Below are 24,562 nucleotides of genomic sequence, written 5' to 3'. Positions count from 1 at the left end.
ACGCCTTTCTAACTTCAAATATCAAGTGATATCCGAAACCGACGATTAATTGACATTTGTCGTGACGACAGCATCTGAGAGACAGATTTGAGCGAATACCTGCGTTATGACCCGACCGTCGAGATCCGCACCGAAGACGAGGAGGCTCTTACCGCCGAGATCCTCGACATCATGGCGGCCTCAAACCGCAAGGCGTTCGAGCGACACCGCCACGCGGTGCGGGACGCTCACGCCAAGAGCCATGGATTTCTGAAAGGCGAACTGGTGGTGCCGGAATTGCCCGAGCATCTGTGCCAGGGCATGTTCGCTCGTCCGGCCACTTATCCGGTGGTGATCCGCCTGTCGTCGGCGCCGGGCGATATCCATTCCGATACCATCCCCGCACCGCGCGGCATGGCGATCAAGATGATCGGTGTCAATGGCGAGCGGCTCTTGTCTGGCGATACCGGCGGCAATCAGGATTTTCTGCTGGTCAATATTCCGGTCCTCAGCTTCGGGACGATCCAGAAGTATCGCCAGCTTGTCGGCCTGCTGGAGAAGAATGCCCAGAACCCGGCCTTCCTGCAACGCGCCATGGCCGGTGTCGCCCGTGGCGTCGAGCACGCTGTCGAGGCCGTTGGTTTCGAGCCGGGCGCAACGTTGAAGGGCCTTGCCCGTGACAATTTCCATCTTCTCGGTGAGACCTACCACTCGATGGCGGCCATCCGGTTCGGCGACTTTATCGCGAAGATCAGCGTTTCGCCGCTCTCCGACAATGTCCGCGCTCTGACCGGACAAGACGTCGGCGACGTGGAGGACGGCACGATGCGAGACCTGGTCGTCGAGCATTTTCGCAAACAAGGTGCCGAATACGAGGTGCGAGCCCAACTTTGTCGTAACACCGAAGACATGCCTGTCGAAGATGCGGCCGTTCTCTGGCGGGAGGAGCTTTCGCCACATCAGCCGATCGGCACGATCCGGATTCCGCCGCAGGACGCCTATTCCCCGGCCCGACGCGTCTATGGTGACGACGTCCTGTCGTTCAATCCCTGGCACGGCATTCGCGAGCACCAGCCGCTGGGCTCGATTATGCGTATCCGTGTTGCGGCCTACGAGCGATCGACGCAACGCCGGCATGAACTCAACGCGCAGCCGAGGATCGAGCCGACATCGATCGATCAGATCCCCGACTGACGTTTTTTTCACCAAACCCAGTTCCCTGAAGGAGGCTTTCATGGCCGAGACTGAAGACACCCCGCAGATCGACGAAACCCGCCTGCAGGCTATCCGCCGCCGCATCGAGGAAGTCGTCGGCGACGCGCCGCAGCTTGCCAAGCTGGCGCTCGAGCAGATGGTCACCAAACACAATCCCGATCTGAAGGGCACGGCGGGGTCCGCCGGCCGTGTCGGCGCGCAGTCGGGCAACGTCTCCGAGTTGACCGCCATCGCCAATCTCAAGCCCGGCGGTGCGGATCGGTTGCGGCGCATCTTCAATATGGTCAATGGCAATTTCGACGGGGCCCAGAAGGTCGGAACGTTGCACAACATGCGCTTCGTCTTCTTCGACAACGATACCCGCATTCTGTTCGCCACCGCCTATGACGGCGACTGGGACACGTATATCAACGATTTTGCCACCAAGATACCGCACCTGATGGATCTGCTCTTCGCTTCCGTCGAGGGATGGCCAGGCATTGCCAGCCCCAAGGTCAAGGACTTCATCGCAGAGCACCAGATTACGGCGGCCGGCTGGTTCGTCGCCAACCCGCAGGTCACCGTGGTCGATGTCCGCCGTCTGCAGCGGCTCGAACATGCCGTGAATGAGTTTCTCGACAAGGTGGGCTGAACCATGAACCTCTTCCATTCGATCAAGCAGCGGTTTCGCCCGGAAAGCGTCTCCCTCGACCTGCACGATATCCAGGCGCTGATCCTCAGAAGCAGGCCGGAACCCTATGTCGGTCTCCACGCGATGCTGCATTTCGACGACGCCGAGGGCGCGCGTGATCTCCTGGGGCGGCTAGCGCCGCATATCGCCTCGGCCGACAACTGGAGCGATGATCTGGACTTCTGGATTGGCGCCGCTCTCAGCTTCGAGGGGTTGAAGGCGCTCGGCGTTCCGGATCGACAGCTAAAAACCTTTCCCCTTCCCTTCCAGCAGGGCATGGCTGCACGCGCGGAGCAGCTCCGCGATTTCGGCCCAAATGCGCCCGAGAACTGGGACGAAGCCTTCAGGCCCGGAAAGTGTCACCTGGCGATCACGATCTATGCGGTCGATGACGCCGCACTCGACAAGGCGCTCAAAGCCGCGCGTGCAGAGCTCGATGGAAGCACGGGGGTAACAGTGCTGGGCGAGCATCGCTTCGGTGCGCCAGACGGCGCGAAGAATCCGTTCGGCTTTCGGGATTCCATCTCGCAGCCGGCGGTGGAAGGCAGCGGGGTCGATCCGCTTCCCGGCGAAGAACGACCGATCAGGGCCGGCGAGTTCATTCTCGGATACGAGAGTGAGAACGGTCAGGCACTCGCCATGCCGGAGCCGGCCGCACTTGGCAGGAACGGCACCTTTGTGGTCCTGCGCAAATACAACAGCCGCGTGGGATGCTTCAATGCCTTCCTCAAGTCACAAAGCGACACCCCGGACGGACGGGAATTGCTGGCGGCAAAGATGTTCGGCCGCTGGCGGTCGGGCGCACCGCTCACGTTGTCCCCGGAGCATGACGATCCGGAGCTTGGCAGCGACCCACAGCGCAACAATGATTTCGATTTCAAGGACGATCCGAAGGGCCGCGTCGTGCCGCTCGGCTGTCACATGCGTCGCCTCAATCCGCGCGACTCCGAGCTGACGCTGCTGACCGACGTCAACATCCACCGGATCATTCGCCGATCGTCCACCTTCGGACCGGTCTATTCCGAAGATGTCACACCACAGGACGACGCCAAAGGTGACCGCGGCCTCTTCTTCATTTTCATCAGCGCGCGGGCCTATGACACGATCGAGTTCATGCAGCAGGAATGGATCAATCGCGGCAATTTCGTCGATCTCGGCGAAGAGCGCGATCCGATCGTCGGGCTGCATGAGGAGAATGGTCAGTTCACCATTCCTCAGGCGCCGGTGCGCAAGCGCATAGATGGTATCCAGACCTTCAACGTTATGAAAGGTGGGGAGTATCTGTTCATGCCGAGCCTGTCGGCGTTCCAATGGATTGCAGGGGCAAAATGGAATGACCGACCGACGATCTGATGGCCTTGATGAGCAGCATGTGAGACCAATGAACTCAGACGTCATCGAGGAGATCACAATCAACGCGCGAGCTGTAATCTTCTGAAGGGCGATGAGACATCCTGGTTTGGGTTATAAGCGTTCGCGGAGAATTTCGTAAGGTGCCTTTCCATTGAAAGCGCCATGCGGTCTTGCAAGGTTGTACAACACGACGACAGAACACCCACGGGACCGAGGTTCGCGAGCTTTTGTATCCGTGGCATCCCTGGTCCGGGCGGCTCGTTCACGTCCATGAGGCGCTATCCAAAGGGACGCATATTTTCCGCTGCAGTCTTTCTGGTGCTTCCTCTGATCGACTTCTTGAAGTCCCGTCTTGGATGTTCGACCGATCTGTGAGTGGAACCTGGCGCAGCCTGTCGGTTCCGCACGTCGATCTCGCAAGCCTGCATATTTTGGCAAGATTGTTGAAGGACGCTGATGCCTCATCGCAGTCTTCGGTAATGGGCGCAGCATTGGTCTCTCACGAAACGAGTCGGAGAGATGTCCATGCCCCACCAGCCCATGACATACCAGTTCGATCTGTTCTCGGCCCCGCAGCGGGGAAAGACGGCAGGGATGCCGCAATGGCCGGAGTTGCCGGAGGAAACCCGCCAGGCACTGACGGTTCTCATCGTGCGACTGTTCGTCGATCATGCAAGGTGCGAGCCGGTCTCCCAACAGAAGGAGACCGGCCATGATGCATGAGAAGATCGGGCCGCATCATCTGGAGCGGAAGGCCATCCTGTATGTTCGGCAGTCATCAGCTCATCAGGTTCTGCACAATCGAGAAAGCAGCGCCCTCCAGTAGGCCATGCGCGACCGGCTGGCAGCGCTTGGATGGTCACAAATAGACACGGTGGATGACGACCTTGGTCGCTCGGCCGCCGGCGGCGTGACCCGTGCTGGATTTGACCGCATGGTGGCGGAAGTCTGCCTTGGAAAGGTTGGCGCCGTGGCCGCGCGTGAGGTATCGCGCTTCGCCCGCAACAGCCGGGACTGGCAGCAACTTATCGAGATGTGCCGCGTTGTCGATACCATCCTAATCGACCAGGAAGCGGTTTATGCGCCCCGCCAGAGCAACGACCGTCTGCTTTTGGGTTTGAAGGGCAGCCTCAACGAGTATGAGCTCGATCTCTTGCGTCAGCGCTCCCTTTCCGCCCGCTATGAGAAGGCTCGCCGCGGTGAACTCATCGTCAGCGTCCCGGCCGGCTTCGTGAAGGCGGGTGACAGGATCGAGAAGGATCCCGACCGACGCATCCAGGAAGCCATCGCACTTGTCTTCGACAAGGTTGCCGAACTCGGCAGTGCGCGGCAGGCTCTGCTATGGTTCCTCGAGCAGGGGCTGGACCTGCCGGTCAGGTACACCAATGGTGAGGTCATCTGGCGCAGGCCAAATTATGCCACCATCCACCGGATGATTGCGAACCCGATCTACGGCGGAGCGTACGCTTATGGTAAGAGTCGCTCCGTGCCCCGATACGATGGCCGATCTGGAATTCGTCACAAGGCGCGTGATGAATGGTTGGCGCTGATCCCGGATGCACATGAAGGTTACGTCAGTTGGGAACGGGCGGAGGAGATCCGCAAGATGTTGAGCGACAATGTGCCAGCCAGCCGCCACCACGGGGCGCCGAAGCACGGCGACGCTCTGCTTGCCGGCCTTTTCCGTTGCAAGAGGTGTGGTCGAAAGCTGACCGTCCGGTGATGTCACGTTGTTGGTGGCTTAACCGTTGCTGGCTAATCGGGCGCAATGAACACATCGGCCATCAGCTACAAGAACCACCGTTTTCCATCGCAGATCATCGCCCATGCCGTTTGGCTTTATTTCCGGTTTCCCCTTAGCTTGCGGCTGGTCGAGGAAATGCTGTTGGAGCGCGGCATCGTTGTGTCCTATGAGACGATCCGACGGTGGGGCCGCAAATTTGGTGCAGCCTATGTAAAGCAGCTACGCAGAAAACGCCCGTCGCGAAAGGATATCTGGCATTTGGACGAGGTGGTGATCACCATCGGCGGCCGCAAGCACTGGCTTTGGCGAGCCGTTGACCAGGATGGGATACATTCTCGATGAAATCGTTCAGGCGTGCCGGAATACGAAGGCTGCCAAGCGATTACTGCTCCGGCTGCTGAAGAAGCAAGGCCTCGCGCCGAAGCGGATCATCACGGACAAGCTGCGTTCATATGGAGCGGCAAAGCGCGACGTGATGCCTACCGTTGAACATCGATCGCACAAAGGCCTGAACAATCGCGCGGAAAATTCACATCTGCCTCTGCGAAAACGAGAGCGGGTGATGCAAGGCTTTCGATCCGCCGGCGGATTGCAACGGTTCATCTCGGTCTTTTCAGCAATCAGAAATCACTTCGTCCCGCCACACCAGAAGCACTCCGCCCTCGCAACACACATTCATCGAATCCGCGCAATGGCGCAGTGGAAGGCTGTGACCGGCGCGGTAGCTTGATTTCAGCCGCAAACCCTTCACCTGGCTTCAGCCAAACAACGTGACATCACCCGCCCAGGGCATCGATATTACCGCCGAACTGCTCTCCCAAGTCGCACCGCTTCCCTGGACGCATATCGCACTCACCGGCGACTACCTCTGGAACGAAATTGACCGACCCCTCGAACGCTTCAGGCCGATCCGTGCTAACCGCTTCAATCCAAACAACTTCGCTTTCCCTTAGCGGGTATTATTGCAGAAATGCCCACGGGCCCCCAGGTTCAGCAATAAGCTGCCAGTTCGTCTGGCGTCCCATTCGGGAACGTTTCCCTCAAAAAATCCATGAATGCCGATACGCGGGCGCTGAGCAGCCGTCGCGAGGGGTAAAGCGCCCAGAGTGCAATGTCTGATCCTTCGACATCCCCCCAATGCCGCAAGGTTCCGTCGGTAAGATCGCGAGCCACGAGCGATATCGGTAAACGGGCAGCCCCTACACCCGCGCGAACCGCGTCACGAACCATGATGAGCGACGACAGAGCAAGAATGGGTTCGATCCGAATTGCCGACAGTCCGTCCGGTGCCATGACATTCCAGCTCTGAGAGTTGGCAGGCCCACGAATGACGCCGGGCGCCGAATTGCCAGCCGCCGGTTTGGCGAGATCAGGGTGGGCCACGACGACAAGGCGATCGCGGAGAAATGCCTTTCCGACCAGCGTCTCGTCGGGATCGGGATTGACACGAATGACCAGATCATACCCTTCCTCGATCATGTCGACAGCCCGATCTTCCGTGGATATCTCCAGCCGCACGTCGGGATACCTCAGCGCAAAACCCGCCGCAATCCTGCCCATAGCCGTCTGCGATAGCAGCAGCGGAGCACTGATCCTCAAGCGCCCGCGCGGCTTTTGTGCGCCGGATGAAATAGTGACAGCCGTCTCGTCAAGCTCTGTCAGGAGTGCGGCTGTCCGCTCATAAAGCGCCCGCCCTTCGTCGGTCAGTTTCAGATTGCGGGTGCTACGTTCGAACAGTCGGATCTGCAGAGCAGCCTCCAGTTCGGTGACGCGCCGCGACAAGGTCGCCTTTGGACGACCAGCGGCGCGCGCCGCTTTTCCAAAGCCTCCGTGACGAGCGACGAGATTGAAATCGGCAAGTGCGACGAGATCCATATCTGTTCCACTGGTGAGACGATGCGTCTAAATTCGTTGTCTATCGGATCGATAGTGAGCCAACGATATTCCGGGTGTCAAGCAAAACCAACCCGGAGAAAATACCATGACCATTCTCGTCACCGGCGCGACCGGCAATATCGGCAGCCAGGTCGTCCAGCATCTTGTGAACCACGGCGCCGATGTGCGCGCACTTGTTCGCGATCCGTCGAAGGCCAATTTTCCGGCGGGCGTTTCCGTCGCGAAAGGTGACTTTCTCGACGTAGACTCGCTCCGCAGTGCCTTCAATGGTATTTCCACCCTGTTCCTGCTCAATGCCGTCAGCCCTGACGAATTCACCCAGGCCTTGATCGCGCTCAATCTTGCCCGCGCGTCCGGGATCGAACGGATCGTCTATTTGTCGGTCATTCATGCGGATGTGTACGTCAACGTACCGCATTTCGCCGGCAAGTTCGGGGTCGAGCGGATGATCGAGCAAATGGGGTTACATGCCACGATCCTGCGCCCCGCCTACTTTATTCAGAATGACCTGATGATCAGGGACACCATCACCGGCCATGGCGTCTACCCGATGCCGATAGGCGACAAGGGACTGGCGATGATCGACGTGCGCGATATCGCCGAGATCGCGGCCCTCGAACTTCTACGCCGTGAAGAGGCAGCACAGCCGCTTGCGCCGAACCGCATCAACCTGGTCGGTCCCGACATTCTTACCGGGATGGATATCGCCGCCGTCTGGTCGCAGGTGCTGGAACGTCCGATCCATTATGTGGGTGGCGACACGCAGGCCTTCGAAGAGAATCTCAAGCAGTTCATGCCGGCATGGATGGCCTTTGACATGCGCCTGATGGGCGAGCGGTTCCTCATCGACGGGATGTTGCCAGAAGGCGGCGACGTCGAGCGGCTGAAAGCCATACTGGGCCGCCCACTGCGCTCCTACCGCGACTTTGCCGTGGACACGACCGCCTCCGCCTAAGGTGACCGGGACGCCTCCCGAAATCAATTACATCTCAAGAAGGGACTACTGTCATGATCTATTCGACTGCCACCGTTCCGGTGAACCCGGACGGCGAAACCAAGCTCACACTGGAACAGGCCTGGAAGGGTCTCGAATTGAAGGCGCGTGATGCGCGCCTGTTCCTGCCGCCGGGACTTTGCACGCGTTGCGATGTGGTGGAGGAGAGCACCACCCATTTCGTGCGGGAAGCCGTCATTGCCGGCGCCAGCATCCGGGAAATCATCAGCCTCGAGCCACAGAGAAAAGTGACATTCTTCCAGGCCACCGGGCCGCGCGAAGGCGCGATTATCAACGAGCTGTTCGCGGATGAAGCCGGCGAACTCCAGCTTCGGTTCTATTGCTATCTTGGCCTGCGGGACAAGCAGCCAAGCGGCCCCGAAGAGCAGGCGGAACAGACACAGTTCGACAGCGACAAGGACTACAAATCAGCTTTGATCTCGACACTGAAGCGGACCCGAGAGCTGCTCGCCGAAGGACAGCTCTGATTATCACTGGCAGCACCCCAACCGGGCGCCCTCTCGAAGGGTCGCCCTTCAAAAGGATCAAAACCATGAACCCCTCAGTCACAGCAACCGATCTCGCCGCTCGCCCTAAACTCCTCATCCTCGGGGCAACCGGCGCAACTGGTCGCCACATCGTCAGCCAGGCCGTGGAAGGCGGCTACGATGTCACTGCGCTGGTGCGCTCACGCGAAAAGGCAGCCGGTCTGACCGGTGCCAGGCTCATCATCGGGGATGCTAGAGACGAGGCGACGCTGCGTCAGTCCTTGGAAGGCCGCGACGCGGTCATCAGCGCTCTCGGCACGCCCGCAAGCCCGTTTCGCGAAGTCACTTTTCTTTCAGAAGCAACGAGCGCTTTGATCAACGCCATGAAAGCAGAGAAAGTCTCGCGCCTTGTCGCCATCACCGGCATTGGTGCGGGCGACAGCGTCGGCCACGGTGGTTTCGTCTTCGACCTTCTGATCTTCCCTTTGCTCTTGCGGAAGGTCTACGCGGACAAAAACCGCCAGGAGGCGATCATCAGGAGCAGCAAGCTCGACTGGACCATCGTCCGGCCTTCAATCCTCAACAACAAGCTCGGACGCAAAACAATCAGAGCGCTCACCGATCTGAGCCACTTTCACGGCGGTTCGATCGCGAGAGAGGACGTGGCACGCTTCATGCTCAATGAAGTCACCGCGGGGCAATGGGTGCGCAAATCACCATTGATTACGTGGTAGCCTTCGTTCAGCTATGATGTTTGCCTCTGCTTCGGAATGGTTCTATGCGCAGCTTTCAAACTTCGGTCCCAGACGCTTGCATGCGTTATCTCGAATTCGAAGGACAAGGCATACCTTTGTTGATGATCCATGGCCTCGGCTGCGCGTCGTCCTTCGAATATCCCCATGTCGCGACCTCTCCTGCTCTCCATGACCGTCACACAATCCTTCTCGATCTGCTGGGCTTCGGGTTCAGCGACCATCCCGAAGAATTCGGATATCGGGTAGAAGACCACGCTTTCGAAATCAGCAGGTTTGTTGAGGAGCTTGGCTTGGAGCAACTCGATATTTATGGACACAGCATGGGTGGTTCCATCGCGATCGAAACGGCGGATCTTCTCGCAAACAAGGTTCGGCGTCTAATCCTATCGGAAGCAAACCTTGACAGCGGAGGGGGAGAATTCAGCAGTCCCATCGCTTCCTCTGCACAGGTCGACTATTTTGAAAACGGACACCTCAGAACATGCGAGGCCGCAGCGGCAGCCGGCGACGCAGAATGGTCAGCAACCATGCGGGTGGCATCTCCTCGTGCCGTCTATCACGGTGCCAAGTCTCTGGTCGAAGGCAGTAATGATCGTGTCCCAGCGCGTGGTGTAGCTGGATTTCATAGCCATCGGTGATTTCCGGTAGGGTCGGGTTGCTTAGATCCAACCTGAAGGACACCACCGATGACCGACGATATGATGAACCTGCGCTCACTCGTTGAGAAGAGTGCCGACGCCGATTTGCTCCGGGATATGATCGGCTTTGCTGCCGAGAAGTTGATGGCACTGGAAGTCGGGGCGAAGACTGGCGCGGGATATGGCGAGAAGAACGGCTTTCGACTTGCCCAGCGCAACGGCTACCGCGATCGAGACTGGGAGACACGAGCAGGGACCGTCGAGCTGCGCATTCCCAAGCTTCGCACAGGCAGCTACTTCCCGAGTTTCCTGGAGCCGCGCCGGATGGCGGAGAAGGCTCTGACGGCGGTCATCAGGAGGCTTACATCCAAGGCGTTTCGACCCGATCCGTAGATGATCTCGTCAAGGCCATGGGCATGAGCGGCATCTCCAAGAGCCAGGTATCGCGGCTCTGCGAGGAGATCGACGAGAAGGTGAAGGCCTTCCTCGACCGTCCTATCGAGGGCGAGTGGCCATACCTCTGGATCGATGCCACCTATCTGAAGGTTCGTCGCGGCGGACGCATCGTCTCTGTCGCTGTCATCATCGCTGTCGGCGTCAACACCGACGGTCGACGCGAGGTGCTCGGCATGGAGATCGGCACTTCAGAAGCAGAAGCGATCTGGACTGAGTTCCTGCGCAAGCTGACCAGGCGAGGCCTGCGCGGCGTGAAGCCTTGCTGTCTCCGATGCGCATGAGGGCATCAAGGCAGCGGTGTCGAAGGTGCTGTCCGCCACATGGCAGAGGTGCCGGGTCCACTTTATGCGCAATGCGCTTGCCCATGCCGGGAAGAGCGGACGGCGTGTCGTCTCTGCCTTCATCGCCACGGCGTTTGCCCAGGATACTCCGGAGGCTGCAAGCACCCAATGGCGTAATGTCGCCGACCAGATCAGGCCGAAAGTGCCGAAACTCGCTACCCTGATGGATAGTGCCGAGCAGGATGTGCTCGCCTACATGACCTTTCCCAAGCAGCACTGGGCAAAGCTTCATTCAACAAACCCGATCGAACGTCTCAACGGCGAGATCAAGCGGCGCACCGAAGTCGTCGGTATCTTTCCGAACGACGACGCCATCATCAGGCTCGTCGGCGCTTTGCTCCTCGAGCAAAACGACGAGTGGGCTGTTCAGCGATCCCGCTACATGACACTTGAGACCATCGCCACAATGAGCGATGATCCGCTCATCAGCCTGCCAGCCGCAAGCTGACACTCATCCGCCCCTCTGGGATGAGCCGTGGTCGTCTAAGCTACACCACTCCCCGGGACACGATCGCAGTAATCCCGACTGGCGTTCCCGCTTTCTGCGTCATCCAGCCCGGAAAGGCTTCATATTCGGCGAGCGCAGCCTTCCGGATCCCGACATGGAAATTCTGTCATCCCAAGGCATCCGTGTGATCGTCGTGCCCGACGCGGGCCACTCTATGGGATTGGAAAACCCGCACGGCCTCGCACAAGCTATTGCCGACGCCTCTTGGTAGCCCGCCCAGGGAGATCGCCTCCCGGTCGATCCCTTGCGGCATCGACACCAGTTACCTAAACGATGAATATCCGTTCTCCTTCATATAGGGCCTATCAAAGAGCTTGAGCGCTGCTCGGCCACTCCATGTCGAGACAATCTCGGGATTTCCGGCGCGATCATTGGAGCGAGACCGGAGCTTGGTTCGAGGAGGCTATGATCAAGGTCAAGCGTCGGTCACAATCCCAGCGCTTGGCTTTCTCAAGATTCTAAAGAGTCAAACCCTTCCAGCTGCGAGAAATTCCTCCAGGCACAATTCAGGCTTATATCCACTCCCTGATTATGGATTGCCACGACAACTCCTTCGATCTTGGAAGACAAATTAATCAGGGCAGCTCAATCAATATTTCCAGGAAGGCGCGAACCGCCGGGTTGGTCCGACGGCTTTCTGGCCAGACGGCGGTAATGTCGTGGCGCTCGACGGCAAGTTCGGAAAGAACGGGGACCAGATCCCCCCGCTTGACCCAGGGTGCTGCCATGAAGCTCGTGGCCATGCCAATCCCTGCGCCAGCCGCAATAGATGCCAGAACGGCTTCACTCGCATCGACGATGATCGCAGAGGACGGCACAATCTCCATATCCCGATCGCCCAACCGGAATGGCCAACGGAACAGCTGGCCGGTGCTTTGATAGCGCAGATTCACCGTATCGTGGGCCCGCAAATCATCAGGATGCCTCGGGATGCCCTTCGCGGCCAGATAATCCGGCGAGGCATAACAGCAAAGCCGATGTGGCGAGAGGCGCCGCGACAGAAGCCTTGAATCGGGTAGGTTACCAATGCGAACGGCAAGGTCGATGCCCTCCTCGATCAGGTCTATCCTCTGATCGCTCAGCTTGAGGTCGATCGATACCTTGGGATGGAGCTTGAGAAATCCTGGAAGCGCGGGCGCGATCAAATGCAGGCCTATCGGCAGCGATGCCGCGATCCGCAGCGTGCCGGCCGGTTCGCCACGAGCGGTCTTGGCTGCCTGCTCGATCCCTTCGGCGTCGCGCAAGAGGCGGAGCGTCCGCTCATGCAGATCGCGGCCCTCGTTCGTGAGGGCCAGCGATCGGGTGGTTCGGATAAAAAGCGAGACGCCCAGCTGACGCTCCAGTCGCTGGATGCTCTTGCTGACCGCGGAGGGTGAAATGGCCAGCGAACGGGCCGCGGCCGAGTAGCTGCCCAGAGAGCCGGCGCGTGCGAACGCGACCAACCCTGCTAGCCGTTCAATTCCAATTTGTTCCGTCATGGCATTATTAAACCGAGTTTCAGAGCCATTATCAATCTCGATAGCGGGGTCTATATCGGGTCAACGAAACCAATTTGGATAAGAGGCTGAGATGACCCAGATGATGAAAGCCGTTCGCCTGCACGAATTCGGCGGCCCGGAAGTTCTGCGATATGAGGATGCCCCGAAGCCGGTAGCAGGCAAGGGTGAGGTGCTTATCCGCGTACACGCGGCAAGCCTCAACCCGCCGGATCTCTATCTCCGTGACGGCTACAGAGCGCTGCCCCCGGAATGGCAACCCGATCCGATCTTCCCTTTAATCCTGGGCACCGATATCTCCGGTGTCGTCGATACGGTCGGCGCGGACGTCTCGGGATTCAAGGTCGGCGACGGGTTTATGCGATGGTGCGGTTCCCGGACGACCTGATGACGGGGAGCAGCGCTTATGCCGAGTACGTCGGCGTACCTGCGTCGGAACTGGCGCTGAAGCCACGCTATATCGACCATATCCATGCCGCCGGCGCACCGATGTCTTTGCTGACTGCATGGCAATTCCTCGTCGATCTCGGTCATCACTCGCCCAACCCATTCCAGCCGATCGCTCATGCACCTGTCCCGCTCGAAGGGAAGGCGGTTCTCGTCAATGGCGCCGGCGGTGGCGTCGGACATCTGGCGGTCCAGGTCGCAAAATGGAAGGGAGCTAACGTGATCGCTGTCGCATCCGGCAAGCACGAAGCGCTTTTGCGCGATCTCGGCGTGGACACCTTCATCGACTACACCAAGCAGAAAGCCAAAAGGATCACTCGCGACGTCGATCTAGTCATAGACGCCGTGGGCGGTGCGAACATGGAACGGTTCTTGACCGTCATCAAGCCGGGTGGCGCACTCTATCTGGTCAATCCGCTGGGTTTCGGCGGCCACGATGAAGCGACAAGGCGCGGCATCACCGTGTCGTCGACACAGGTGCGTTCCAACGGGGCTCAGCTTGCCGAGGCTGGTCGTCTGCTTGATGACGGCACCATTCGCATCGTGGTCGACAGTACTTTTCCGCTGGCAGAGGCATCGGCAGCACATGAGCGTGCATCCCGTGGCGGGATCCAGGGCAAGGTCGTGCTGACCGTGGTTTGATGATCAAAATGGCCCTGATACCCATCGCGGGGCTGAGGCTTTCACAAAAAGGAATGCGCTATGCTCATTATCACCGGGCACGTATATATTGAACCGAGCCAGCTCGCGCTTTTTCTCGCTGATCTGAAAACGCTGGCCATTGCCACGCGGTTACGCGCCGGCAACATCGCCTACCATGCCGCCGTGGAAGACGCCGAAACGGGCCAAGTGCTCGTTTCGGAACGTTGGGCGGACCAGGCATCACTTAACGCCCATCTTCAGGCTACAGACACAATGGCATTTGTCAGCAAGTGGGAGGGCAAGATGCGCGGTGACATCCGGAAATTCGATGCGGCGAATGAAAGAGCGCTCAGTGAGCCATAACCATCGGTGAGCATGCTGACAACCAGTTCCGTGCGGATTTCGGATTAACGGGACATCGATTCCGGTAAATCCCGGACAGTCGTTTCACTAAATCGCGGACAATCTCGCGGGATCGACCTTCGTTTGCCTGGTTGATGTCACTTGTTATTGATTTCGACGTTTTGCGTTTCGGTCAAGAGCGAGGTTTGCTTTTGCTTCCTCATGCTATCGCCTTCGAGCGCGATTCGGTGAGAGTTGTGAACGATGCGATCGAGGATGGCGTCAGTGATAGTCGGTTCGCCGATCATCTCGCGCCACTGCGCCACGGGGAGTTGGGCGGTGATCAGAGTTGATTTCCTGCGGTAGCGCTCTTCGAAGATTTCCAGGAAATCCAGCCGCTGCTGATCGCTGAGCGCATGGGTTCCCCAGTCATCCAAGATGAGCAGTTGAACACGTGCGAGCTTGTCGACCAATCGAGGGAACCGACCGTCGAGGCGCGCCAGGGCCAAATCCTCGAAGAGACGGGGCATCCGGACATAGAGAACGGAATAGTCGAGGCGGGCTGCCTGCCGTCCGATGGCACAGGCAAGCCAGGTTTTGCCGGTTCCCGTTTGCCCGGTCAGGATCAAGTGCTCATGGGCTTTGAGCCATTAGCCTTGTGCCAGGGAGAGAAGCTGTCTGCGGTCAAGGCCACGATGGGCGGCGAAGTCGATGTTCTCGATGCAAGCGTCGGGGAAGCGCAGTTTGGCGATTGCAAGCCGGTTGGTCAGGCGCTTGTCACCGCGCACGGCCATCTCCCGGTCGAGCATCAGACCCAGCCATTCGTCGCGGTTCAGATCGCTGCCCTCGGGCTGATTGGCCAGTTCACGATAAGCTGCTGCCATGCCGGATAGACCGAGTGCGTGCATCTGGTCGAGGGTTGGATGTGTGAGCATTCAAGTGTCTTCCTTTCTTCACTGGTAATAGGAACTGCCGCGGATGTTGCCATGCGGCGGGGCTGGCTTGACCGGCTCGGCGGCTGGTGGAGCTTGATCGAGGCCGGATTTGAGGATGGTGCTGACGGAGGAATAGCTGGTCGCATTTATCGTCAGCGCCCGATCGCACGCGGCTTCAAGACGTTCAGGTCCGTACCGGCGCGCGAGTGATAGAACGCCTTGAGCGGCGCGGTATCCCTGCTGGGGATGGGGCCTGTCGCGCATCAGCCGTTCGATCAGGATCGCAGCGTTGCGGCCAATCTTTGCGGCCTGCTTGATCAGGCTCGCCGGGGTGGTGTTGGCATAGTGCTGATGCGTCTTGGGCATGTGCTCGTTGACGGTGACGTGACCAGCCCGCTGCGACGTCCGGCGGTGACTGGCGACGTGTTGGTGATCATGGAAGACCTCGACGATCCGGCTTGTGAGCCGGACATCGACCTGGCGGCCAATCAGGCGGTGAGGCACGGAGTAGAAGGCCTTATCGACCTCGACATGATACTCGGGATGAACCTTTGCCGATTTCCATTCGGAATATTCGAATGGCGTTGCTGGCAAGGGGGCGAGCGCTTCGCGTTCGATCGCCTCGAAGAGTTGATGTCGGGATTTGCCAACACGCCGCATCGGCCGGTTATTGAGATCGTCGAGGAGCTGGCTGATCCGCACGTTGAGATCAACGAGGCTGAAGAAGCGCTCATTCCTCAGTCGCGCCAGGATCCAGCGCTCAACGATCAGAACGCTGCCTTCGACCTTGGCTTTGTCCTTCGGCCGTTTTGGGCGGGTCGGTAGGATCGTCGTGTCGTAATGTTCGGCGAATGCCGCAAAAGTGGCGTTGATGGTCGGCTCAAACCACAAGGGCTTGGCAACGCCAGCCTTGAGGTTGTCGCAGACGATAGCTTTCGTTACGCCACCGTAGAAGCTCAGAGCCCGTTGCTGACCCTCGATCCAGTCTGGCAGCCGTTGAGTGAAGCTCGCATAGGCGAAGGTGTACAAAGAGGCCGGCAGAACCGCGACGAAGATCTGCACCGGCCGGATCTCGCCCGTCGCCGGATCAATGACGGGGACGGTCTGGCCAGCATAGTCGGTCTGCATCGCCGCGCCGGCGGTGTGGCGATTGCGGAAAGTGGAGCTGGCGCGCTGTTCGAAAGCGGCGAAACGCTCACAGAACCATGTATATCCATAACCGTTCGGGTGCCGCTCGCGATATTCTTGCCACAACAGCGTCAGCTTCACGCCCTTTCGCTTCAGTTGCTGGCGATCTGGCCCCATTCGGGCGCGTGCATATCCTGGGGTGGGCGGCCGCGACGATGGAACAGGCGACGCTGCAACACAGCGTCCTCGTCAAGCCCAGGCGGTAACGGCCAGCCCGTCAGCCCGGCCTCACGCGCCCGCAACAGGTAGGTCGAAATGGTCGTTTTGCTGATCTTCAGCCGTTCCGATATCGCACGAACCGAAAGCCCCTGTTCGTGCGTCAGTCGCAATATCGATCGAATGTCCTTCACGTCAGTAAGTCTCGCCTGCTTCCTTCTCGCCATTCCCGCACCCCTCTCAAATCGGGGTCCAGAATGGCAAAAAGGCGCGTGCGAAAGTCGATGTTTTAATCGCCGAAAGACTGTCCGGGATTTACCGGAATCGCTGTCCGGGAATTAGCGGAAATGCTGTCCCGGATTTAGTGAAATCGCTGTTCGGGATTTAATGGAAACCCTGTCCGCGAATTTTTGAAACCCGCAAGTTCCGCGTCAATCGCGTCTTGGAAAGCTCAGTCGAGGACATGTTCCGGTAACGCGGCGCGATCCGACGCCTCGGGCACAATAAGGTGCCTTGGCTGCCTCGCTGTACGTCGCCTGCGGGATGCGATCAACCTAAGCCTGCAGGCTTACCACCAGCTTGCCGATGTTTCCCCCTTCGAACAGCCCGATAAAAGCGCGAGGCGCCTGTTCCAGGCCTTTCACGACTGTTTCCGGCGCCCGGAGTTGTCCACTGTCGAGCCAGTCGCGCATCTGCGCTTCGAACGCGGGAAAGCAGTCGAGGTGGTCGGCGTTGAGAAAGCCTTCCAGACGGATGCGCTTGACAATCAGAGACATGAGTAAGTCGTGGACACTGGCGGCTCCCTCCGCGACGGTGTTGTAGCCCGAAACCACACCACATACTGGCACACGCGCGTCCTTGTTGAGAATCGGCCAAACGGCTTCTCGGACGCCGCCGCCGACGTTCTCGAAGTAGATATCGATCCCATCGGGTGCGGCCTCGCGCAGCCGATCGGTGAGGTCCGGCGCGCGATAATCGATACAATCGTCAAACCTCAACTCTTGTAAGACACGACGGCACTTCTCGGCCCCGCCCGCGATGCCGACGACACGGCAACCAAGCAACCGGCCGACTTGGCCAACGATGGAACCGACAGCCCCCGCCGCCGCCGACAAGACCAGCGTTTCGCCGGCTTGTGGCCGCCCGATCGCGGTCAGTCCCCACCAGGCGGTAAAGCCAGTCATCCCCAAGACGCCGAGCGCCTCCGACGGTCGCGTCATGTCGCTCGGCAGACGACGTAGGCCGCTGCCATCCGACACTGCGAACGTCTGCCACCCGCCGTCAGGCATTACCACCATCTCGCCCTCCGAGAAGTCGGAGTGACGCGACCGGACGACCTGCGCAACCGTCCCGCCGCCGGGCGGTGCGTCAAGCTCATAGGGCGGCGCGTAGGAGTCGCGGTTGTCGTTCATTCGGCCCCGCATGTACGGGTCCAGCGACAGGTGGAGGTTACGCAGCAGCAGCTCACCTTCGCTGGGCGCGGGCACGGGGCGGTCCACGATGCGAAAGTCGGCGGCCACAGGAGCGCCCTGCGGTCTCCTGACAAGGTGCACCTGACGATTTGTTGTTGTGCTCATCGATTTTTCCATAACTTGGGGTGGCGCACCGGCATCGACGCCAGTGCGAGCGGGATCAGCGGGCGAACTGCTGACGCAGGAAGTCCAGCGCGTCCGCGTCGGCACGGCGGATGATGCTGAAATGGTCCGCACCCTCGTAAACCCGGTAGGTTAGGGGGGCGCCGCTGGCTTGCAGCTTCTCCGCGAACGGCGTCTGAAGTGCCTCAAGCACGAACGGGTCGGCATTGCCTTGGGCGATGAGGACTGGCTTGCGCAGCGTATACCCAGGCGTGACCGCCGGATCGTTCGTGGCAAGGAAGGCTTGCATGAGGGGCTGGCTTGCCCAATTGCTGTCCAAGCCCTGAAAGGCCGCGCCCTTCGACTTCACCGCCGCGTCAATCGTCCCAATTGCAGCGACCGAGCAAAGGGAGCGGAAGCGTGTCAGTGTGCTGGCTAAGTCCGGTCCCATGATCGATGCCTCCTGAAAGGATGGCTCAACGACCCTGAGGCCGGTCGCCATCAATGCCCCTTGGAACTGTTGCATCATCAGCCCCTGTTTGGCACCCGCTTCGCTCGATGCACTCCTGCCTTCCGCTCCGAAGCGGGCGGCGTGGGCTTCGATCGCTACATAGGGAGCCAAGGCGACCGTGCCGACGAAGGTTAGACCTTTCGCTTCGCTCGCCAGAGCCTCAACACCCAGGACGCCGTGGCCACCATCAGAATGCCCAACGGCCGCCCAGCGGCCTGACAGATGCGGATTCGCCGTGTGCGCCGCCACAACGCCAGCGATGAGCGACCGGGCAAGGCTCGACAGGTTGTAATAGGGGTAGGGCGTGCTCGCGTCGGGCCCAAGCCCTTCGAGGTCAGGCGCGACTACGGCATAGCCAGCGTCGATGAACTGGCTGATCTGCCAGGAATAATCGCTCTTGAAGCCATCGCGGGTAAGGCCGCCGTCCAGTTCGGAGGTTTGGCTCGGCGCGCATGTCTTCTGACCTGGCGTGGTCGTTCCATGTTCCCAGGCTATCACTGGCCAGCCCTCCGCCGGGGGTGTGCCCTTTGGCGTAAGCAGCAGCGTGGTGGCGGGTACAGGCTGTCCACCGACTCCAAGCATGGTGTGGTGCAGGAGATGGATATCGGCATTTACACCAGGGATTTCCGGATGGGCATTTGTCGATTGCAATGCGATCGTCGAGGTGCCAACGTCGGTCGCAGAAAGCGGAGAAAGGTCGGCAGTGCCAAGCACGAGGGTGAGTAAGCCGACCGCCAAAAGCGTAGCCGACCGGAGTAGGGAATGGGTCATTTTGCGTCTTTCTTTTTGAGAGATCAGATCTGCGCCATGCCGCCATCGACCGGCAGCTCGGCTCCAGTAATGAAGCTCGCCTCCTCGCTGGCAAGGAACAGCGCGGCGGAGGCCACTTCGTCCGTCCGACCCATGCGTCCGAGCGGGATCAATCTCGTCAGCGTCTCGCGTACCTCGTTGGACGCCGCAGCAAACATGGCGGTGTCTGTCGGACCCGGCGCCACGACGTTGACGCGGATGTTGCGGGGAGCAAGCTCATTGGCCCAAGTGCGCGCGAATGAGCGCACCGCCGCCTTGGTCGCTCCATAGACGCCGTAGCCCTTGGTGCCGATCTCATCGGCGATCGAGCCTACCAGAACCACCGAGCCGCCATCCGGCATGATCCCGGCTGCGGCCTTTGTGGCGAAGAGGAGCGCGCGAACGTTGAGATGGAACGCTCTATCGAAGTGATCCTCGCTGACCGAGTCCAAAGTTGCGAACTCTGAGATGCCGGCGCTGACGGCGAGCACGTCAACCCGTCCGGCCTCGCGGCGCACCGCATTAAAGAAGGCCGCGATTGCCGCCACGTCGGAAGCGTCGACACGGCGGGTCCGTAATGTGCCGGAGCCGTGGTCTATGTCGTCTTCTTCTGAACGGCGGCTGGTCGCATAGACCGTCGCGCCCTCAACTGCAAAACGCCGCGCGATCGCGCCGCCTATGCCGTCATGGCCGCCGACGACGACCGCAATTTTTTCTGAAAGTTTACTCATGTGTCCTCACAAATATGGTGATGACAAAGAGATATAGATTCTATATCTAGGCGCAAGAACGCACCTGATATAACCTAAATATAGAGGTCTATACCTATGCCCGCTGATGCTCTGGAATTGCCCTTGGACGTTGCCGCAACGCGGCCCATCCTCGAACAGATTGCTAACAAGTGGACGGTGTTGATCCTCAGCGTCCTATGCACGCAACCGGCGCGATTCAACGACCTGAAACGACGCCTCGATGGGATCACCCACAAGGCTTTGTCGGATGCTTTGAAGCGGTTGGAGCGTGATGGTTTCATCAGTCGCAGAGTACTCCCGACGCAGCCGGTTGGCGTCGAGTACGCAATCACCGCTCTTGGCGAATCGTTGCGAGATCCCTTCGCGGCACTCTACAACTGGTCACTTGTAAACGGACACAAGCTCGCAGAGGCCCAATGCGCTTACGATGGGTTGAGAAAGGATTGAGAGTTGAAATAGGTCTCGCGGCCCAAGTATCTAATACGCATGAGGTTTGCCGTTGGTCGGCAACATATCAGTGTAGCATGGCCGCAGAGCCATCAAACCAATCCCGCTGCTTGTGTCTTCCTGAAGTTTTTTATCGAGTTGGATTTGGCCTAACGCTGGATGCGCCCTGCGCGCACGTTTGAAGCCTCGATCTGTAGCGATCAGTTTGTTGAGACCTATGACAGGCCCGCCGGTCTCACGAGGGCATCGTCAACTTAACGAAGCATGGACTTACAAGTGGGATGCTTGGCCATGACTGACCGAGATCCTCTTTGCCGCCGACATCGTTTTCCCGCCGAAATCATCGCCCATGCCGTGTGGCTGTATTTCCGGTTTCCGCTCAGCCTGCGTATGGTCGAGGACATGCTGGCGGCGCGAGGGATCATCGTTTCGCATCAGGCGATCCGGCTATGGGCAGAGAAATTTGTCCGCACCTTCGCCAACCAAATCCGCCAAGAGAGACATCGGCTTTATGGGAGGGCCCGCCCTTTCACCCAGCATTGAGTACAATGCTCATATCGGGAAAGGGAAAGGACCAGCCGATGTCTATTGCTATTCTTGGAATTGATTTGGGCAAGAACTCCTGCAGCGTGGTCGGCGTCAATACGGCGGGAGCAGTGACCGTTCGTCGAACAATGCGTCGACAGACGCTGATCGACTATGTTGCGAAGCTTCCTTCTTGTGTGGTTGCGATGGAGGCATGCTGCGGCGCGCATCATCTCGGTCGGCTGTTTACTGAACAGGGTCACGAGGTCCGCTTAATGTCGCCGGAATATGTTCGGCCGTATATCAAGGCCCAGAAGAACGATGACCGCGATGCGGAGGGGATCGCTGAAGCCGCCTCTCGGCCAACGATGCGGTTCGTTGAACTCAAGAGCCAGGAGCAGCTGGACGTGCGCGCCAAAACCAGACGGTCATGTTCCTTCATGCCGATCTCGGTCGCCGACAAAGGGCCCTGGGCGATTGGGAGCAGCCGGGTTTCTCGATCGCGATGCCGGCGCCGATCCACGGAAATGGTTTTGAGACCGAGATTGATGGCAACGAGATGGGCACCGGATGTGATGCTGGCCTGCCGTAAGATGGAAGCGGCAAACAGCCGGCCAAGCCAGGGCGCGCGCTGAAGCACCGACAGTTCATTCCATGCATTGAGGGCAATGATCGCCTGCAGCACATTCGGCAGCTCCTAGGCCTGTCGCAGCACGCCGCGCCGTTCATCGAGCCGGACATCCTCGTCCTAGTCGAGATCATAGATCATCGGATCTTTGTCTAGAACGCTGCCGCGCCGCGGTCGTCGGGCACTTTCGATCGCAGCCTCTGATCGGGCCAATACAGCATCGATGGCGGCATAATCGACCCCGGGGAGGCTTTCAGTCTCACCGTCGTCCCCCTCCACTTCTGCATGGATCAAAACCGCAGTACGAATACCGCCGGCCGTTCCCTGCTCGTCTGTACCAACCGGCGTGATCTCCGGCGTCTGCCTCAGCGTCCGCAGACCGTCGGCAGAAAGAGCCCTTTCCGGGGCCTGCGCGGCGATACGCCGGCGAGTGCGAAGAACGTCGCGGGCGATGGTGAGTTCGTGGGTCGGGGTGCGGGTATCGCGAAAGGCGTCGTGAAGGACGAGGTCTTCGAGATGCACCAACTCGCCGTCGATCCACAGTGAGGCGCAGGTGTCGGCAAAATTCTGCCGCTCGAGGAAGCCTACGCCGACGAGTGAGCGGGCAATGCGCTCATCAAGACGGGTCAGGGCGACGCCGGCGTCGAAAGCGGGCCCAACCAAGTTTGAAATGCTGGTTTTCGAAAGATCGTAAGCCATTGAAATTATGATGGATCTCCTAAGCGAACGCCAATGGAGAGTTATTGTTCGTCACATCCCAGAATTGATGCCGGGGTCCATTCCCCTCGCTAAGTAATGCTTAGCTGTGCTTGATTTGATTCCGCAAAGCGAGATGATTGAGGTTCTTGAAAAAGGAACATCCTTGTTTCCGGCTCTCTGATGCCGATTGACACACATTTCTCGATCCATTTCTCGCTCACGCCACTTTCCCACTCCTCAGACCTTCTTGTTCCGATATCTCGGCCCAAAACCACGGAGCTCTCCGAAATAGGTTGAGGTTATGCAGAATATATGCGCACTATGCGGTATTAACGGGAATACAGCCAAAATGCTCTTAGATTTTCGCGTCAGAAACTTTCGGTCTTTCCGGGACGAGGCGGTGCTAAGCCTTGCTGCCAGCAACGACGCTACATTGGAAGAAACCCATACCCGCATCACGGGCATGGATAAGGTGAAACGCGTGCTTAATACGGCTGCTCTCTACGGTGCCAACGCAAGCGGCAAGTCAAACCTCCTGCGCGCGCTGCAGTTTATGCAGGCCATGGTCATGACGTCCACCCAGATCCAGCCTGACCAGGAACATGGCGCCATGGCGCCTTTCTTATTGCGGCCGGATGCGAAGGACCAGCCGTCGCTATTCGAGGCGACTTTCCTGATTGGAGGCCGGCGTTTTCAATACGGGTTTGAAATGACCTCGCGCCAAGTCCTTGAAGAATGGCTACTGGTCTACGAGAAGGCAAAACCGCAGGTCTGGTTTAACCGAACCTACGATTCCAAAAAGGGCAAATACGCCTTCACTTTTAGCGATTACTTCACAGGCCCGAAAAAGCTTTGGGAGCAGGCAACCCGCAAAGAGGTCCTCTTCTTGACGAACGCAGTCCAGTTGAACAGCGACCTGCTTCGCCCGCTTTACCAGCAGTTTTCCGAGGAGATGGCTATATTTCCTTTCGGTCCGGATGTCGGCTTCGAGTTCACCGCTGGGTTTTCCCAAGATAGTCGTAACAAGAAAAAAGTCGTTTCGCTGATCGCCGCTGCTGATACCGGAATTTCCGGGTTCTCGCTCGAAAGCCGGCAAGCCCGTCAGGTGAGTTTCGCTTTCCCCGGGGGAACGCCCGAGGTGCGGGATGCGGAGATGATGATACCTAAGTTCGGACATCGGGCAGGAGGCGAGCTATATGAGTTCGACCATGGCGAGGAATCTGCTGGCACGCAGATCCTTTTCGGCCTCGCCGGTCCTCTCCTCGACATCTTGCAAAAAGGTCGACTTCTTATCGTCGATGAGCTTGACCGCAGTCTGCATCCACTGCTGGTGCATAAGATCGTGCAAATGTTCAATGATGCCGACCTGAACAAGAATGGAGCACAGCTTATCTTCTCGACGCACGATGTATCGCTGCTGGATGGTAATAAGCTTCGTCGCGATCAGATCTGGTTTACGGAAAAAGACAACGAGCAGGTCTCACATCTTTTCCCGTTATTAGAGTTTTCACCCCGCAAGGGGGAAGCCCTCGAGAAAGGGTATCTCGGTGGTCGTTACGGCGGGATTCCGATCCTGGGTGAAGTGGAAGGCTAGTCCGTGGCGAAAAAGCATAAGCGCGAGCGCTCAGAGGCGCGCCTTTCCCGACGGCAGGGCAAGAAGAGGCCTTACGACCGTATGCTGATCGTGTGCGAGGGTGAAAAAACCGAGGTCAATTATTTCACGGCCATTCGACGTGAAAAACGTCTTCCGACCGCTGATATCGAGATTGTGCCGGCCGAGTACGGCACAGCCCCGCTGCAGATCGTTCAATACGCAATCGATCACTTCATCGAACTGAGATCGTTTGACCGGGTATACGCAGTCTTCGATCGCGATGACCACGCTACTTATCATAATGCCCTGTCGAAAGCGGCCGCGACGGACAAAACCCTGAAAAATGACGAAGGGGCCAAAATACCCTTTGAAGCCGTGCCCTCTGTTCCGAACTTCGAGCTGTGGCTTCTGTTGCACTTCCGTGACATGTTCGAGTTCATGCATCGCGACCAAGTCTACGCTGAACTGCGCAGAGCTGACCACTATCCTACCTACACGAAGAGCAGCACCACGGTTTATACGGACACAAAGGACCGAATTCCTGTGGCCAGTGACCGAGCGGCAGCACTCAGAGAACAACACTCACCGCACGAAGGCGACCAACCGTATACAGGCGTGGATCTTCTAACCGGTGAGTTGCTGAAAATTGCTGGGCGACTGCAATGATCCTGATGTTCGGTTAGGTGTTGTGAGTACGCCTGTTGACGATACGAGAGGCCAATCGAGGCGAGATCGTTCCAACGGGCTACTCTCCTCGCGCTGACAAAAGGGCCGAGCCGCGCTGCAGATCCACTCAGGGG

At 58.9% G+C, this 24,562-nt stretch carries 19 protein-coding genes and 8 pseudogenes; 19 read left to right on the top strand and 8 right to left on the bottom strand.

The features are described 5' to 3' along the window. Positions 1 to 87: 87 nt before the first annotated feature. From AGR2A_RS25600 to AGR2A_RS25565, 7 genes and pseudogenes are all read left to right on the top strand, one after another. Positions 88 to 1,173 (top strand): catalase family protein, encoded by a 1,086-nt coding sequence (locus AGR2A_RS25600; RefSeq protein ID WP_072495379.1) that lies wholly within the window; start codon positions 88 to 90, stop codon positions 1,171 to 1,173. Between the two features lie 40 nt (positions 1,174 to 1,213). Next, a complete protein-coding gene (locus AGR2A_RS25595) occupies positions 1,214 to 1,825 on the top strand; it encodes a hypothetical protein (RefSeq protein ID WP_072528852.1) in 612 nt (203 codons plus the stop codon). Between the two features lie 3 nt (positions 1,826 to 1,828). Further along, positions 1,829 to 3,217, top strand: a complete 1,389-nt coding sequence (locus tag AGR2A_RS25590; RefSeq protein WP_072495387.1) for a Dyp-type peroxidase — start codon at positions 1,829 to 1,831, stop codon at positions 3,215 to 3,217. A gap of 525 nt (positions 3,218 to 3,742) precedes the next feature. After that, positions 3,743 to 3,940: a hypothetical protein gene (locus AGR2A_RS25580; RefSeq protein ID WP_034498060.1), complete on the top strand. Its 198-nt coding sequence runs from the start codon at positions 3,743 to 3,745 to the stop codon at positions 3,938 to 3,940. A gap of 106 nt (positions 3,941 to 4,046) precedes the next feature. After that, positions 4,047 to 4,940 (top strand): recombinase family protein, encoded by an 894-nt coding sequence (locus tag AGR2A_RS25575; RefSeq protein WP_234797454.1) that lies wholly within the window; start codon positions 4,047 to 4,049, stop codon positions 4,938 to 4,940. Then, positions 4,940 to 5,691 (top strand): annotated as a pseudogene (locus AGR2A_RS25570) (IS6 family transposase). The gene AGR2A_RS25575 and the pseudogene AGR2A_RS25570 overlap by 1 nt, the downstream one beginning before the upstream one ends. 40 nt (positions 5,692 to 5,731) lie before the next feature. Continuing rightward, the gene (locus tag AGR2A_RS25565) at positions 5,732 to 5,914 is read left to right on the top strand and encodes a hypothetical protein (RefSeq protein ID WP_072492825.1); all 183 of its coding nucleotides are present in this window, start codon (positions 5,732 to 5,734) and stop codon (positions 5,912 to 5,914) included. Between the two features lie 37 nt (positions 5,915 to 5,951). Here the strand turns inward: AGR2A_RS25565 and AGR2A_RS25560 are convergent, their stop codons facing one another. After that, positions 5,952 to 6,836, bottom strand: a complete 885-nt coding sequence (locus AGR2A_RS25560) for a LysR family transcriptional regulator (RefSeq protein WP_072492824.1) — start codon at positions 6,834 to 6,836, stop codon at positions 5,952 to 5,954. A 106-nt stretch (positions 6,837 to 6,942) separates the two neighbouring features. On the opposite strand from AGR2A_RS25560, the gene AGR2A_RS25555 reads away from it, so the two are divergent. The 5 genes and pseudogenes from AGR2A_RS25555 (at position 6,943) to AGR2A_RS25535 (ending at position 10,977) form a co-directional block, all read left to right on the top strand. Next, complete coding sequence (locus AGR2A_RS25555; RefSeq protein WP_072492823.1) at positions 6,943 to 7,812, top strand: SDR family oxidoreductase; 870 nt, start codon at positions 6,943 to 6,945, stop codon at positions 7,810 to 7,812. A gap of 53 nt (positions 7,813 to 7,865) precedes the next feature. Beyond that, on the top strand, positions 7,866 to 8,339 hold the full coding sequence (locus tag AGR2A_RS25550; protein ID WP_072492822.1) for an AtaL-like protein: 474 nt from the start codon (positions 7,866 to 7,868) through the stop codon (positions 8,337 to 8,339). 65 nt (positions 8,340 to 8,404) lie between these two features. Further along, entirely contained in the window at positions 8,405 to 9,073 is a 669-nt protein-coding gene (locus AGR2A_RS25545; protein ID WP_072492821.1) for an NAD(P)-dependent oxidoreductase, read from the top strand. Positions 9,074 to 9,153: 80 nt separating this feature from the next. Next, entirely contained in the window at positions 9,154 to 9,732 is a 579-nt protein-coding gene (locus AGR2A_RS25540) for an alpha/beta fold hydrolase (protein ID WP_072528634.1), read from the top strand. A gap of 48 nt (positions 9,733 to 9,780) precedes the next feature. Next, positions 9,781 to 10,977, top strand: a pseudogene (locus tag AGR2A_RS25535) (IS256 family transposase). 635 nt (positions 10,978 to 11,612) lie between these two features. Here the strand turns inward: AGR2A_RS25535 and AGR2A_RS25525 are convergent. After that, a complete protein-coding gene (locus tag AGR2A_RS25525; RefSeq protein ID WP_072492819.1) occupies positions 11,613 to 12,515 on the bottom strand; it encodes a LysR family transcriptional regulator in 903 nt (300 codons plus the stop codon). A gap of 91 nt (positions 12,516 to 12,606) precedes the next feature. Here AGR2A_RS25525 and AGR2A_RS25520 point away from each other — a divergent pair. Both AGR2A_RS25520 and AGR2A_RS25515 read left to right on the top strand, forming a co-directional pair. Beyond that, positions 12,607 to 13,622, top strand: a pseudogene (locus tag AGR2A_RS25520) (NADP-dependent oxidoreductase). A 60-nt stretch (positions 13,623 to 13,682) separates the two neighbouring features. Further along, on the top strand, positions 13,683 to 13,985 hold the full coding sequence (locus AGR2A_RS25515) for a putative quinol monooxygenase (RefSeq protein WP_072492818.1): 303 nt from the start codon (positions 13,683 to 13,685) through the stop codon (positions 13,983 to 13,985). A gap of 137 nt (positions 13,986 to 14,122) precedes the next feature. Here the strand turns inward: AGR2A_RS25515 and istB are convergent. From istB to AGR2A_RS25490, 5 genes and pseudogenes are all read right to left on the bottom strand, one after another. Next, positions 14,123 to 14,899 (bottom strand): annotated as a pseudogene (gene istB, locus AGR2A_RS25510) (IS21-like element helper ATPase IstB). Positions 14,900 to 14,917: 18 nt separating this feature from the next. Continuing rightward, a pseudogene (istA, locus tag AGR2A_RS25505) lies at positions 14,918 to 16,470 on the bottom strand (IS21 family transposase). A 327-nt stretch (positions 16,471 to 16,797) separates the two neighbouring features. Further along, entirely contained in the window at positions 16,798 to 17,820 is a 1,023-nt protein-coding gene (locus tag AGR2A_RS25500) for an NADP-dependent oxidoreductase (RefSeq protein ID WP_072492817.1), read from the bottom strand. 55 nt (positions 17,821 to 17,875) lie between these two features. Further along, entirely contained in the window at positions 17,876 to 19,099 is a 1,224-nt protein-coding gene (locus tag AGR2A_RS25495) for an alpha/beta fold hydrolase (RefSeq protein WP_080823512.1), read from the bottom strand. A 23-nt stretch (positions 19,100 to 19,122) separates the two neighbouring features. Beyond that, positions 19,123 to 19,848 (bottom strand): SDR family NAD(P)-dependent oxidoreductase, encoded by a 726-nt coding sequence (locus AGR2A_RS25490; protein ID WP_072492815.1) that lies wholly within the window; start codon positions 19,846 to 19,848, stop codon positions 19,123 to 19,125. Positions 19,849 to 19,944: 96 nt separating this feature from the next. Between AGR2A_RS25490 and AGR2A_RS25485 the strand changes: the two genes are divergently transcribed. From AGR2A_RS25485 to AGR2A_RS25475, 3 genes and pseudogenes are all read left to right on the top strand, one after another. Beyond that, on the top strand, positions 19,945 to 20,316 hold the full coding sequence (locus AGR2A_RS25485; protein WP_072492814.1) for a winged helix-turn-helix transcriptional regulator: 372 nt from the start codon (positions 19,945 to 19,947) through the stop codon (positions 20,314 to 20,316). A gap of 291 nt (positions 20,317 to 20,607) precedes the next feature. After that, a pseudogene (locus tag AGR2A_RS25480) lies at positions 20,608 to 20,811 on the top strand (IS6 family transposase); the annotation flags it as partial. 86 nt (positions 20,812 to 20,897) lie between these two features. Then, a pseudogene (locus AGR2A_RS25475) lies at positions 20,898 to 21,266 on the top strand (IS110 family transposase); the annotation flags it as partial. On the opposite strand, the pseudogene AGR2A_RS25470 reads toward AGR2A_RS25475, so the two are convergent. Next, positions 21,179 to 22,177, bottom strand: a pseudogene (locus AGR2A_RS25470) (RHE_PE00001 family protein); the annotation flags it as partial. The pseudogenes AGR2A_RS25475 and AGR2A_RS25470 sit on opposite strands and share 88 nt — an antisense overlap. Positions 22,178 to 22,517: 340 nt before the next feature. On the opposite strand from AGR2A_RS25470, the gene AGR2A_RS25465 reads away from it, so the two are divergent. Both AGR2A_RS25465 and AGR2A_RS25460 read left to right on the top strand, forming a co-directional pair. Next, entirely contained in the window at positions 22,518 to 23,762 is a 1,245-nt protein-coding gene (locus AGR2A_RS25465) for an AAA family ATPase (RefSeq protein WP_072492813.1), read from the top strand. Positions 23,763 to 23,765: 3 nt separating this feature from the next. Continuing rightward, complete coding sequence (locus tag AGR2A_RS25460; protein ID WP_072492812.1) at positions 23,766 to 24,428, top strand: RloB family protein; 663 nt, start codon at positions 23,766 to 23,768, stop codon at positions 24,426 to 24,428. The last annotated feature ends 134 nt before the right edge of the window (positions 24,429 to 24,562 follow it).

Source organism: Agrobacterium genomosp. 2 str. CFBP 5494 (genome assembly GCF_900013495.1).
GTDB classification, from domain to species: Bacteria; Pseudomonadota; Alphaproteobacteria; order Rhizobiales; family Rhizobiaceae; genus Agrobacterium; species Agrobacterium pusense.
Note: the sequence above shows the minus strand (reverse complement) of the source record. Positions and strands in the feature narration are given on the sequence as shown.